Source organism: Paraburkholderia phytofirmans OLGA172, assembly GCF_001634365.1.
Taxonomy (GTDB): domain Bacteria; phylum Pseudomonadota; class Gammaproteobacteria; order Burkholderiales; family Burkholderiaceae; genus Paraburkholderia.
Map to the genome: position 1 here is coordinate 2,685,085 of NZ_CP014578.1, position 12,492 is coordinate 2,697,576.

Consider the following 12,492-nt stretch of genomic DNA (forward strand, 5'->3'; position numbering starts at 1 on the left):
CGATGCCGCGCCACCCGGGCAGATGAGTTCTGCGTGCGAATCGATACGCCGGATTGCGCTTGTGCCGCCTGCCTCTATCGAACCGGTCCAGCGGCACGGTCTGTGCCGGTGCAGTGACGCCATTTCGGGTTCAGCGAGCGCAATATGGGAAAATCTTCTCTGCTGCACCCCCGATGAAAGGAAACATTACGATGCATTTCATGACGCAACTGCGCCGCTCCAGCCGCTTCCGACCCAGCAGCGCCGCGCTTGCGCTAGTCCGCAGGGCGTCCCTGTCTGCCGCCCTGTCCGCCGCCCTGCTGCTCGGCGCGGGTCTCGCCGGTTGCGCATCGTCGAACACCACCTCGCTGATCAATCTGCCGAACGGCCAGACCGGCTTCGCGGTGAACTGCAGCGGCGCCGACGCCGCTTCCAGCTGGGCCTCCTGCTACGTGCAGGCCGGCAATGCATGTGGCGCGACCGGCTACGACATCGTTTCGAAAGACAACGATGAAGGCGGCGCCGCGGGCGGCAGCGTCACTAACGTGGTCTCGGCCAACGTGAAAAACCGGTCGATGATCGTGCGCTGCAAGTAGCCTCAGTGCGCCTGCATCTTCGAGAACATGTTCAACACGGCGACCCCGGCAATGATCAGCCCGAGCCCGATAATGGCCGGCACGTCAGGCACTTGCCGGTACAGCACGAGCGCGACCAGCGTAATCAGCACGATGCCGGCGCCGGACCACACCGCGTAGACGATGCCCACCGGAATGCTCTTCAGCGTGAGCGACAGGCAATAGAACGCGATGCCGTAGCCGATCACCACGACCGTTGCGGGCAACAGCCGCGAAAAACCCTCCGACGCCCGCATTGCGGAGGTCGCGATGACTTCGGCAACGATCGCAATGGCGAGTAATGCATAAGGAGGCATCCGCATCGCCTCAGGCCTTTGCAAGCGCGAGCTTGCTGTAGTCGTGGCCGAGGTGAGCACACAGCGCTTCCACCACCAGTTCGTGATCCGCACGCTGCGGCAAACCGGATACTGTGATCGAGCCGATCACACCGGCGCCCGCTACCGTCAATGGAAACGCGCCGCCATGGGACGCATATTCCGTGACCGGCAAGCCGTGCTTGTCGGCGAGCGTGCTACCCGCATGTTGCATCTTCAAACCGATCGCGTACGAACTGCGCCGGAAATGCGCGACCGTGTTGCCCTTGCGGCGTGCCCAGTCGACGTTGTCCGGCGTAGCACCGTCAAGCAAGCTGAAGAACAGCGGCTGACCGAACGTGCGCACGTCGATGGCGGCGGCGATGCCGCGTGCCCTCGCGACCTCGTGCAGATAGGCACCGACCTGCCATGCGCGGTCGGCGTCGAATTGCGGGAACACCAGCGCGTGTTCCTGTGCGGCAATCACCTGTAGATCGTGAGCGATATCCATGGAGTTCAGAGCAAGGTAAGAGGTGAAGCGCAGCCCGTCGCACATGCATGCCGGCGCGCGAAGAGAATCTGGATTCTAGCGCAGCGCCTTACGAGGGCCTTCCGGTTTGCGACGCCGGCAATGCGCGCCGCGACTTTGGAGAGCGCCGCGCTTTGGAAACCGCTTTGGAGGCCGCTTTGGAAACCTCTCCGCATTGGCGTGCCTCGGCATGTATTGAAGTCGGTTCTTAAATAGCTATTGCGTTGGCTGTCGCTTTGTCCTATAATCTTTTCTTCGACGGACGCGGGGTGGAGCAGTCTGGCAGCTCGTCGGGCTCATAACCCGAAGGTCGTAGGTTCAAATCCTACCCCCGCAACCAAGTAGCTTTTAAATAGCTGAAGCGGTTCGAAACGTCGAAACAATATCAAAGGCTTGCCCAACCGGCAGGCCTTTTTTGTTTTCTGTCTCTGTCCTTTCTGTTTCCCGTTCTCCGCCTCGCAGTTGCGAGGCGTTCTGCACACCCCGTCATTCCCGCCCGCCCCATTGATCCGGACTCCAAACATATCCGCATTCTTCCTCAACGGCAGCAGCAGGCACAAGCGGACGCAAGCGGACACAAGCGCCGGCGGGCGTCTGACCAGTGAAATTCCCCACCCCGTACTGCCCGACGCGCACCGCCATGCCCCGCTCCCGGCAAAGCTCGCCCCAGTGATAAACTCCCATCACTCTTTCTCGTCCCCTTCCTATGAAATTCTGTTCTGTCTGCGGCCACGGCGTCAGCCTGAGCATTCCGCCGGGTGACAACCGCGAGCGCTTCGTATGCGGCAGTTGCGGCACGGTGCACTATCAGAACCCGCGCAACGTAGTCGGCACCGTCCCGGTCTGGGACGACAAGGTGTTGCTGTGCCGTCGCGCGATCGAACCGCGCTACGGCTACTGGACGCTGCCGGCAGGCTTCATGGAAATGGGCGAAACCACCGCCGAAGCGGCTTCGCGCGAAACGCTGGAAGAAGCCGGCGCGCGCGTCGAGGTGCAAAGCCTGTTCTCGCTGCTGAACGTCCCGCACGTGCATCAGGTGCATCTGTTCTATATGGCGCGCCTGCTCGATCTCGACATCGCCGCCGGGGAGGAAAGCCTCGAAGTGAAACTCTTCGAGGAACACGAAATTCCGTGGGACGAGATCGCCTTCCCGACCGTCGGCCAGACCTTGCGTTTCTTTTTCGCCGACCGTGCCGCCGGCAGCTTCGGCCTGCATACGGGCGATATTTTCCGCTCACTGCGCGAAGGTTGAGCGGCGCGCATGGTTCCCTGGCTCGGACCTGACGATCCGTTTCCCTCCGTCGAGCGCGCGCTCGGCGCGACAAGCGGCGCCCCCGGCCTGCTCGCCGCCAGCGGCGACCTGCTGCCGTCGCGGCTGATCGACGCCTATCGGCGCGGCATCTTCCCGTGGTACTCGGACGGCCAGCCGGTCTTGTGGTGGAGTCCCGATCCGCGCATGATCCTGCGCCCCGCCGAGTTCAAAGTGTCGCCGTCGCTGCGCAAGACGCTCAAGCGTGTGCTGCGCGAAGACGCCTGGGAAATCCGCGTCGACCATGATTTCGCCGCCGTGATGCGCGCCTGTGCGCAGGCGCCGCGGCGCGGCCAGCGCGGCACGTGGATCACCGCCGACGTGGTCGAGGCGTATTCGTCCCTGCACCGGGTGGGCGATGCGCACAGCATCGAAACCTGGTTCGAAGGCGAGCGCGTGGGCGGTTTGTACGGGGTGTCGTTCGGCCGGATGTTCTTCGGCGAATCGATGTTCGCGGAGGTCACCGATGCGTCGAAAATGGCGCTCGCCGCGCTTGTCGCACACTTGCGCCGTCACGAAATAGAAATGATAGACTGCCAGCAGAACACGTCGCATCTGGCGTCGCTCGGCGGCCGCGAGATAGCGCGCAAAGCGTTCATTGCGCATGTTCGTGCGTCTGTCGATGCAGCGCCAATTCCCTGGCGCTTCGACAAGACCGTATTGCGCGATGTCGTCGCGCCGGCGGCGTAGGAAGAATCAGGCCGAATCCGGATCCGTCGCCTACCGAGCCGCGGGTCACGAGCCGCAAGGCACGCCGGGTTTGCACTACCAGAGACGCTTCTAGAGCTGCCAACGTGACTCATCCCAACGAGCTGCCTCTTTCCCCGCTTTCCGCGCTGCAATTTTATGCAACGGCGCCCTATCCCTGCAGCTATCTGGATGGCCGCATCGCGCGTTCGCAAGTCGCCACCCCCAGCCATCTGATCAACTCCGACGTCTATACCGACCTCGTCAAAGCCGGCTTCCGCCGTTCGGGTGTGTTCACCTACCGCCCGTATTGCGATGGCTGCCGCGCCTGTGTGCCGGTGCGCGTGCCGGTCGATCATTTCGTGGCGAACCGCACGCAACGCCGGGTCTGGAAGAAGCACGGCGAGCTGGTCGCAACGGTCGCCCCACTGCATTACGACGAAGAACACTACGCGCTCTACATGCGCTATCAGTCGGCTCGGCATGCCGGCGGCGGCATGGACCGCGACAGCCGCGATCAATACGAGCAGTTCCTGCTGCAGAGCCGGATCAACTCGCGGCTGGTCGAATTTCGCGAGCCGCTGCCGGATTATCCGGAAGCGCCGGGAATTCTGCGCATGATCAGCATGATCGACATCCTGGGTGACGGGCTTTCGTCGGTCTATACGTTTTTCGAACCGGGTCTGCCGCACACCAGCTTCGGCACCTACAACATCTACTGGCAGATCGAGCAGGCGAAGAACCTCAAGCTGCCCTACGTGTACCTCGGCTACTGGATTCGCGAGAGTCCGAAGATGGCGTACAAGGCGAATTTCCGGCCGCTCGAAGGCTTGATCGACGGCGTCTGGAAAGTGCTCGATCCCGCCAACATCAATCTGCCGCCGGTCGATCTGGCGATTCAGGGTCGGCACGGACCGCTGCGGCCGTAACATCCGCGGGCGCCACCAGGCGAGGCGGTACCGTCTGCACGCTCCGAAGCTGACGCCGCTGCGCCAGTACGCCTCGCCACATCAGGCAGGTTCGCCCGCAGCGTCCTGGTGCGCACGCCCCCGCGCCCCTTCCAGTTAGTCTCACTCATACCCCAAAGCCGGTAAAATGGCGGGTTCCCATTTTCCGGCCGCCCGGCTTCGTCCTGTGTTCAGTTCCCTCTACCCGCTCGTACGCGCCCAACTCTTTCGCATGGACGCGGAAGACGCTCACCACCTGACCTTGCGCGTGCTCGGCGCCGCCGGCCGCACCGGCCTTGCGGGCGTACTCGCGCCACACGTGCCGGATGCGCCGCGCACCGTGATGGGGCTGACGTTCCGCAACCCGGTCGGGCTCGCCGCGGGTCTCGACAAAGACGGCGCGTGTATCGACGGTCTGGCGGCGCTCGGCTTCGGCTTCATTGAAGTGGGCACGGTCACGCCGCGCGCGCAGCCGGGCAATCCGCGCCCGCGCATGTTCCGCCTGCCGCAGGCGAATGCCGTGATCAACCGGATGGGCTTCAACAACGCAGGCGTCGACCAGTTCGTCAAGAACGTGCAGGCCGCGCGCTATCGCGGCATTCTCGGGCTGAACATCGGCAAGAACGCCGACACGCCGATCGAGCGCGCCGCCGAAGACTACCTGTACTGCCTCGAACGCGTGTACCCGTTCGCGAGCTATGTGACGGTCAACATCTCGTCGCCGAATACGAAGAATCTGCGCCAGCTGCAAGGCGCGGGCGAACTCGACGCGCTGCTCGCGGCGCTCAAGGACAAGCAGCAGCGTCTGGCCGACCTGCATGGCAAGCTGGTGCCGCTCGCGCTGAAGATCGCACCGGACCTCGACGACGAACAGATCAAATCGATCGCCGATACGCTGCTACGCCATCATTTCGAAGGCGTGATCGCCACCAATACCACGCTCTCGCGCACCGCCGTCACCGGCATGCAATACGGCGACGAAGCCGGCGGCCTGTCGGGCAAGCCCGTGTTCGACGCGTCGAACGAAGTGATCCGCAAGCTGCGCGCCGAAGTCGGCGAGACGGTGCCGATCATCGGCGTGGGCGGGATTTTCTCGGGCGAGGATGCGCGCGCCAAGCTGGCGGCGGGCGCTTCGCTGGTGCAGCTCTATACCGGCTTCATTTACCGCGGACCGGCGCTGGTGGCCGAATGTGCGCAGGCGCTGCGCTAAAGCCAGGCGGCGGCCTCCGGCGCAGCGGGTTCGTGTGTGGCTTGGAGCGGCGTGGGCTGCCCCAAGCCGGGTCCACGCCCGGTCCAACCCAGCCTGAATCCGGCTCCACTCGGCCCGACCTGAAGCGGGACATACGGCGGTCCGCTCCGCGCCATCTCCAATCCGCATCAGTAATATAGACATACTCAAACGGTATTTAGATTTCGATAGTCTGCTTTGTTATGCTTTCGTCCGTTAAAACGCCAGACGAAAAAAAGGAACTCGATGAAATTTGGCTTGCTGAAAAAGATGCTCGTCGCCGGCCTGATCGGCGCGTCGTTCACCGCTGTCACCGCCCATGCGGACGACCTGCTCGACCAGGTCAAGCAACGCGGCACGCTGCGCGTCGGTCTGGAAGGCACCTTCCCGCCGTTCAATTCGAAAGCGCCGTCGGGCGAGCTGGTCGGCTATGACGTCGACATCGCCAAAGCCGTCGCCGCGAAGCTCGGCGTGAAGCCGGAGTTCGTCACGACCGAGTGGAGCGGCATCATCGCCGGTCTACAGGCGAACAAGTTCGACGTGATCGTCAACCAGGTCGGCATCACGGACGCACGCAAACAGGCGCTCGACTTTTCGCCGGCATACACGTACTCGGCCGCTCAGCTGATCCAGCGTAAGGACGACACGCGCCAGTTCAAATCGCTCGACGATCTGAAGGGCAAGAAGCTCGGCGTCGGTCTGGGCACGAACTACATGGACATGGCAAAGTCGGTGCAGGGCATCGACGTGAAGACGTATCCAGGCGCGCCTGAATACCTGCGCGACCTGGCCGCCGGCCGTCTGGACGCGGCGCTGAACGACCGCCTGATGCTCGCGTATCTGATGAAGAACTCGCAACTGCCGCTGCGCACGGGCGCGACGGTCGGCGCGGGCAACCCGTCGGGCATTCCGTTCAGGAAGGGCAATCCGAAGTTCGCCAAGGCGATCGACGACGCGATGAGCCAGCTCGAAGCGGACGGCACGTTCTCGAAGATCTCGGACAAGTGGTTCGGCATTGACGTGAGCAAGCCGATCAAGTAACGCGCGCCGGATGAAACGAAGGGCGGCATCGTCGACGATGCCGCCCTTCGCTTTTGCAGAGGCGCCTATTGCAGACGCGCTTTTGCAGACGTACTTAACGCCCGCCAAAGTTTATGATGTGCGCTTTGCGCGCCAACCCTACCCACCGCTCATGTCCACCACTTCCCTGCTCGTCCAATCGCTTCCTGTGCTCGCACAGGGCGCCGTCCTGACGGTCAAGTTCGCGGTTCTGTCGATGATCTTCGGCCTCTTTGCCGGCGCCGTGCTCGCGGTGATGGGCATCAGCCACAACCGCCCGCTGAACTGGCTCGCGCGCGTGTATGTCAGCCTGTTCCGCGGCACACCGCTGCTGGTGCAGATCTTCGTGATCTACTACGGCTTGCCGAGTCTCGGCATTTCGCTCGACCCCACACCCGCGGGCGTGATCGCGTTGTCGGCGAACGTGGCGGCGTATCTGTCGGAGAGCATGCGCGGCGCGATTCTGGGCATTCCCAACGGCCAATGGCTGGCCGCCTATAGCCTCGGACTCTCGCGGCGCCAGACGCTGCGCTACGTGATCGCGCCGCAAGCCTTGCGCATCGCCGTGCCGAGTCTGTCTAACAGCTTGATCAGCCTGATCAAGGATACGTCGCTGGTGTCGGTGATTACCGTGACCGAACTGCTGCGCAGCGCGCAGGAGATCATCGCGTCGACCTATCAGCCGCTGCCGCTGTACCTCGCGGCAGCCGCGGTCTACTGGGTGCTGTGCCAGGTGCTCGAGTGGGTGCAGCACTGGTACGAACGGCGCCTTGCGCTGCCGGCGCGCCACTGAGCGTCCATGCCTCGCCCGGAGTCACGCGAGTCGGCGCTGTCATCGCGATCGTAGCCGAACATCGGATACGCCTCACTCCCCCGCGAACTTAAGCCCCAACGCGGCACGCGCGGCATCCGCCATCTCGATCATCTGCAGCGACTTGCTATGCGGCATCAGCGGACTCTCCAGCTGCCCCGCTCGAATCAGCTCGCAAAAATGCGCGGTCTCGTAGTTCAGACCGCCGCCCTCGAACGGCTCGTCGAGTTCGACCACACGACCGTTGGCGTACCGGATCGTCGCGCGCGCCGGATTCCACCAGGGCTCATGAATCGTGACATGCCCGCCTTTGGCCATCAGCAACGCGTCGCCCTTGCCGTGCAGGTCGAGTCCGCAAAACAGCTGACCGATACCGCGCTCATGCTGGCTGTTCAGGCTCGCGAACGTATCGACGCCGGTCGAGCCGAGCCGCCCGAGCGTCTGCACCTCACGGGGCGCACCGAGCCAGTCCACCGCGAGAAACATTTCGTAGACACCGATATCGAGCAGCGCGCCGCCCGCATGCTCGAACGACAGCGACGGATGATCGTCCGGCACGCCCGGCACCGAACACCCGGCACGCACGAGACCCACCTCGCCGATCGGCTCGGCATCCAGATGTGCGCGCAAAGTCCTGTAGAGCGGATAAAACGGCGGCTTCATGGCTTCCATGAAAAGCCGTTGCTCGGCGCGAGCGACATCGAGCACGCGCACGAGTTGCGGCTTGTTGATGGTGGCGGGTTTTTCGCACAGCACGTGCAGACCGGCTTGCAGCGCGGCGATCGCGTACTCGGCGTGACTGTCCTGGACGGTGGCGATATAAAGCGCGTCGATACCGCTCGCGAGCAGCGCGTCGAAACTCGCGCACACCTCGCCGCCGAATTCTCCGGCGAAGGCCAAGGCCGGTTCGGTGCGACGCGACCACAGCGCGGTCAATTGCGCGTGCGGCACATGAGCGAGTCCAAGAGCGAAGCGACGGGCAATGCGGCCCGTCCCGACGATCCCCCAGCGAATCATGCCGCCCGAGGAGGCCTCTTGCGTTGCAATTGTCATCGTTCCTTCGAGTCCATGCAGTTCAGAACAGGCGCTATTGTGACGCAAGCCGCGCGCCTGCGCGCGGGCATGCTGCCACACCGTCCGTTATGCCAGGTCTCCCGGGAAGACAATCCGGGCCGCCGCCGCAGCGGCCACGCTCAGCCGCGCATCGGCGGTTCCGAAGTGAACCTGCTGCCGATCTCTTCCGCGGTGTAGTCGATCATCGCCAGCGAGGCGATTTCCGCTTCCTTCGGATCGCGCCGTTCGATCGCTTCGACCACGCGTTGATGCGTGCTCACCGCCTCCTCCCACAACCCGTCCTTCTGACTGACGATCGGGTTGACGGTCGACAGCGCGCCGCGGATGATCGCCGCCATCTGTTTGAAGAACTGATTGCCGCTCGCCACCACGATGCGCGCGTGGAAGAGTTCGTCGGCGGCCTGATAGCCGGGCTCGCCCGGCCGGATCACACGGAACGTTTCGAACGCTTCGCGAATCGCGGTGATGTCGGCGGCACTGCCGCGCGCGGCCGCCTGTGCCGAGGCACGCGGTTCGATCAGGATGCGAAACTCGATCACGTCGCGTAGAAACAGGGGATCGGGCTTCGCGCGAAAACGCCAGTTCACGACGTCCTCGTCGATCATGCGCCAATCGCTCATCGGCCGGATGCGCGTGCCGATCTTGGGCCGCACGTCCAGCATGTCGCGCGCGAGCAGCATCGACAGCGCCTCGCGCATGACGGTGCGGCTGACGTCGAACTCCTTCGACAGCACATCCTGCGGTGGCAGGATGGCGCCGTACTTCTCCTCGACAATGCCGGTCACGAGCCCGTCCATGACTTTACTGACCAGCGATCGATCCTTGTTTGCCTGTTCCATTTGACCTCTCCCCGAAGCGGTGTTTGCCCCCGCGTAGCCTGTTGATCAAGCGGCCCTGATGTGTCGTTTTATCGTTATGTCGTTGTTCTTTTACGATACGTTGCTAGCTTCGAAACGGTTGCGCCAGTTGGGAAACGTCCTGAGAGGGTTATCCCTCTGAAGAATTGTTTCTTCCGTGTAACGCCGCATGTTTTGACGGGCCATAAGCTTGCGCCTCAAGCGTGCCTGCGTTGCAAAATTTGCATCGTGCGAAGACGCACGTAGTGAATCGAATTGTCTGATCCTCTCCCCGCGGCGGTTCCGGACAGGCGCCAAAAGACTGGCGTAACGATGCGGCGCGTCAGGCGTCGAGCAGCGTTGGCCTTGAATGTGAAAACGCGGGCGAATTGAAAGGAAACCCAGCGAGCTTGCCGCTTTAGCGCGTGCCAATCGCGTTCAGCCAGGACGCCGCCGCCGGGGGCTACAGCCACTTGATTACAGGAGTTCGAACGTGTTGACGGACGCCGCGCCGTCGCGCTCGCGGCGCCGCGTCCCGAAGGGCGGCTGGCTGCCGCGCACCTGGCGCGTCAGGCCGATGAACGGCACGCCATGTTCGAGGTACGGCCCTTCCGTCTTACGAAAGCCGAATTGCTCGTAGAAGTCGCGCAAGCCGAGCGGCGCGCTCACGCGCGCGGCGCGTCCCGGCCAACGCTCGGCGATCGCCTGCAGCACCCTTTCGAGCAATTGTTCGGCAGTGCCGTCGCCGCGCCGCAGCGGGCTCGTCAGCACCTTGTCGATGGTGACTTCCGGATCTTCGGCGTCGCCGGGTTGCAGGCGTGCGTAGGCCAGGATCGGCATGGGCCGCGCCATGTCCTCGGCCGCGAAGACATGCGGCGCGTGCTCGTCGCGGCCATCGGCGTCAAGACAGACGTGCGATTGCTCGACCACGAAGACCGCGCTGCGCGCCCGCAAGATCAGATACAACTCACGTGCCGAAAGCTGCTCGAATTCCAGCGTTTTCCAGTTCATCGCGTTCCCCAGTGGTAATAAGTTCAGCGAGGACGGCATCGCACGCCGCCCTCGAGACGGCCTGGTCCAACACGCCTGTTGCCATGGCTACACGGTACGTCCGCGAAACGCGTGTTTCCGTGCGGCATCGCACTGACGCTGGGCTTCGACAATCCTTGAATACGGGCGTAGGGACAGGGTGTAGCAAGAAGCCGCAATTCGCGCAGCAACCCGCTCTGCTGTTTCCGTATGTTGAATTCGCCAAGCAGGTTCGGCCCGCGCTGGAAGGCGCCGCGCTCGCCGAAGCATCGGCTGAATTGTTGGGTGCGCATCGAAACCGGCTGCCGCTGACCAAGCCGATCTCGCGGTGGCGCGAGGCATTTCCTGCGCATCTCGGGACGCCGCTGTGCTGCCGCGGTGAATTGCGGTGGCTTGATTTCGTCTTCGGAATGGAGCGATGCATATGCACTGACCGGAAGCGAGCCTGTGCGGCATGCCGAACGCGGGTGGCCCCACACGCATGGCGAGCCCACTTTATATCCTCTGACGTTGAAGCCTGCTGACGAACCGCGCCCGCATCGTGCGACTCCGCCCCGTTGAAAAATTCGTTGCACATGCATCGAATGCGGTGTTTAACGCAGACGCAACACGCATGGCACTCGTCGGCGAAGTCCGCGCGTTCAATGCGATATCCGCCACCTTCCAGGGCTGAATGTCGTCCCTGAACTAGCCATCCCGTCGCAATGCGCCAAAACCTCGCTCTGCACGAACCCGCCTGTCTGGTCTGCGGAATCACTGTCGGTTCTTTTGCAACTTCCCGGTCTTCAAACAGGACACTCCGTACCGCACCGCACCCGGCGTATGGAACACAACTGAATCAATTCCGGCACACTCCGGACGGCCCCCGAGAACGCACATGCAAAGGCCATTGCATCTTTGAGACACCGGCTGCAAAGCAACGCTCATTGACCGCTAACCCAATCCGATCAATGACTTGGCTCGAATAAAATTACCCTTCGACGGGCTCGCGCCCTAAGCAGGCGTTGTACAGAATTGAAACAAAAAGTCACGTTTAGCTTCGCGCTCTGCCAAGACTTTGTTCGCTGCGCCACACCAGCGCTCGTTTTACCCAAGGTTGGCACGCTCCTCGCTAAAGAGAGAACGCAACACCGCGCTACCGCAGCGAGATTCCAAAAACGACGGTGACGCATCAGGGCACACGGGGCCGTTCCTGTTCATCCCTTCGCTGCTCGCCAAGCGAGCATGTCGTCAATTAAAGGATGCGGGCATCGGAACAAAGACAGGAAACCGCGCAATGCGCGGCTTCAGCGAGGACCGATCATGTTGACACTTCAATCAGATCTGCACGGCAACCATTTGCTCGGCGCATTGCCGTCCCACGAATGGCAGGCACTTGCCCCTCATCTCGAACTGGTTCATCTGCGCACCGAGCAGTTGCTGTGCGACTCAGGTCAGCGGATCCATCACGTCTACTTCCCGACCACTGCGATCATCTCGATGCTCTCGACGATGGAAGACGGCAGCTCGGTCGAAATCGCCGCGGTCGGCCGCGAAGGCATGACCGGCGTGCCGGTGCTCACGGGTGGCGAAACGATGCCGAACCGTGTGCAGGTGCAATGTGCGGGCTTCGCCTACCGGATGAGCGCACAGGCGCTCAAGCAGCAATTCGCACGCTCCGACTTCCTGCGCCGCCTGATGCTGCTGTACATGCACGCCCTCCTCACGCAAGTCGCGCAGACCGCTGCCTGCAATCGCCATCACGCGTTGAACAAGCAACTGTGCCGCTGGCTGCTGATCGAAGTGGACCGTGTGGCGTCGAACGATCTGACGGTCACCCAGCAACTGATCGCCGACATGCTCGGCGTGCGTCGCGAAGGCATCACCGAAGCGGCCGGCAAGCTGCACGACGAAGGCCTGATTCATCACAGCCGCGGCCATATCAAGGTACTCGACCGCAAAGGTCTCGAAGCACGCGCCTGCGAATGCTACGGCCTCGTCAAACGCGAATTCGATCGCCTGCTGCCACGCCTGCGCCAGGCTGAAACCGTCGAGTAAGCAGCCCGCCCACGGCTGCATCGCTCGGTCACAGGGTCA

13 protein-coding genes, 1 tRNA gene and 1 pseudogene are annotated in these 12,492 nt (G+C 63.0%); 10 read left to right on the forward strand and 5 right to left on the reverse strand.

The annotated features are described in order from the left end of the window. The first annotated feature begins 191 nt into the window (after positions 1 to 191). The gene (locus tag AYM40_RS11695; protein ID WP_063496367.1) at positions 192 to 575 is read left to right on the forward strand and encodes a hypothetical protein; all 384 of its coding nucleotides are present in this window, start codon (positions 192 to 194) and stop codon (positions 573 to 575) included. Positions 576 to 577: 2 nt separating this feature from the next. Here AYM40_RS11695 and AYM40_RS11700 read toward each other — a convergent pair whose 3' ends face one another. Beyond that, entirely contained in the window at positions 578 to 910 is a 333-nt protein-coding gene (locus tag AYM40_RS11700; RefSeq protein ID WP_063496368.1) for an SMR family transporter, read from the reverse strand. A 10-nt stretch (positions 911 to 920) separates the two neighbouring features. Continuing rightward, a complete protein-coding gene (locus AYM40_RS11705) occupies positions 921 to 1,418 on the reverse strand; it encodes a heme-degrading domain-containing protein (protein ID WP_063496369.1) in 498 nt (165 codons plus the stop codon). Positions 1,419 to 1,699: 281 nt separating this feature from the next. Between AYM40_RS11705 and AYM40_RS11710 the strand changes: the two genes are divergently transcribed. The 7 genes from AYM40_RS11710 to AYM40_RS11740 all read left to right on the forward strand — a co-directional run bounded on the left by AYM40_RS11710 (position 1,700) and on the right by AYM40_RS11740 (position 7,459). Beyond that, positions 1,700 to 1,776 (forward strand) — tRNA-Met (locus tag AYM40_RS11710). Between the two features lie 366 nt (positions 1,777 to 2,142). Further along, on the forward strand, positions 2,143 to 2,688 hold the full coding sequence (locus AYM40_RS11715; protein WP_035550671.1) for an NUDIX hydrolase: 546 nt from the start codon (positions 2,143 to 2,145) through the stop codon (positions 2,686 to 2,688). 9 nt (positions 2,689 to 2,697) lie between these two features. Beyond that, on the forward strand, positions 2,698 to 3,435 hold the full coding sequence (gene aat, locus AYM40_RS11720) for a leucyl/phenylalanyl-tRNA--protein transferase (protein WP_063496370.1): 738 nt from the start codon (positions 2,698 to 2,700) through the stop codon (positions 3,433 to 3,435). 104 nt (positions 3,436 to 3,539) lie between these two features. Then, on the forward strand, positions 3,540 to 4,361 hold the full coding sequence (locus tag AYM40_RS11725; protein WP_063496371.1) for an arginyltransferase: 822 nt from the start codon (positions 3,540 to 3,542) through the stop codon (positions 4,359 to 4,361). Between the two features lie 166 nt (positions 4,362 to 4,527). Continuing rightward, positions 4,528 to 5,589 (forward strand): quinone-dependent dihydroorotate dehydrogenase, encoded by a 1,062-nt coding sequence (locus AYM40_RS11730; protein ID WP_181448366.1) that lies wholly within the window; start codon positions 4,528 to 4,530, stop codon positions 5,587 to 5,589. 264 nt (positions 5,590 to 5,853) lie between these two features. Then, positions 5,854 to 6,648 carry a cystine ABC transporter substrate-binding protein gene (locus AYM40_RS11735; RefSeq protein WP_063496373.1) on the forward strand — a complete coding sequence of 265 codons (795 nt, stop codon included), beginning with the start codon at positions 5,854 to 5,856 and terminating at the stop codon, positions 6,646 to 6,648. A 151-nt stretch (positions 6,649 to 6,799) separates the two neighbouring features. After that, complete coding sequence (locus tag AYM40_RS11740; protein WP_063497970.1) at positions 6,800 to 7,459, forward strand: amino acid ABC transporter permease; 660 nt, start codon at positions 6,800 to 6,802, stop codon at positions 7,457 to 7,459. 72 nt (positions 7,460 to 7,531) lie between these two features. On the opposite strand, the gene AYM40_RS11745 is transcribed toward AYM40_RS11740, so the two are convergent. The 3 genes from AYM40_RS11745 to AYM40_RS11755 form a co-directional block, all read right to left on the reverse strand. Next, a complete protein-coding gene (locus AYM40_RS11745; RefSeq protein WP_063497971.1) occupies positions 7,532 to 8,530 on the reverse strand; it encodes a Gfo/Idh/MocA family protein in 999 nt (332 codons plus the stop codon). 140 nt (positions 8,531 to 8,670) lie between these two features. Continuing rightward, a complete protein-coding gene (locus AYM40_RS11750; RefSeq protein WP_063496374.1) occupies positions 8,671 to 9,390 on the reverse strand; it encodes a FadR/GntR family transcriptional regulator in 720 nt (239 codons plus the stop codon). A gap of 474 nt (positions 9,391 to 9,864) precedes the next feature. After that, positions 9,865 to 10,398: a GNAT family N-acetyltransferase gene (locus tag AYM40_RS11755; protein WP_063496375.1), complete on the reverse strand. Its 534-nt coding sequence runs from the start codon at positions 10,396 to 10,398 to the stop codon at positions 9,865 to 9,867. A gap of 185 nt (positions 10,399 to 10,583) precedes the next feature. Here AYM40_RS11755 and AYM40_RS42410 point away from each other — a divergent pair. Continuing rightward, positions 10,584 to 10,778: pseudogene (locus AYM40_RS42410) on the forward strand (DUF1839 family protein); the annotation flags it as partial. A gap of 940 nt (positions 10,779 to 11,718) precedes the next feature. Beyond that, positions 11,719 to 12,453, forward strand: coding sequence for a Crp/Fnr family transcriptional regulator (locus tag AYM40_RS11760; protein WP_006048767.1), 735 nt, complete (start codon positions 11,719 to 11,721; stop codon positions 12,451 to 12,453). Positions 12,454 to 12,492 lie beyond the last annotated feature (39 nt).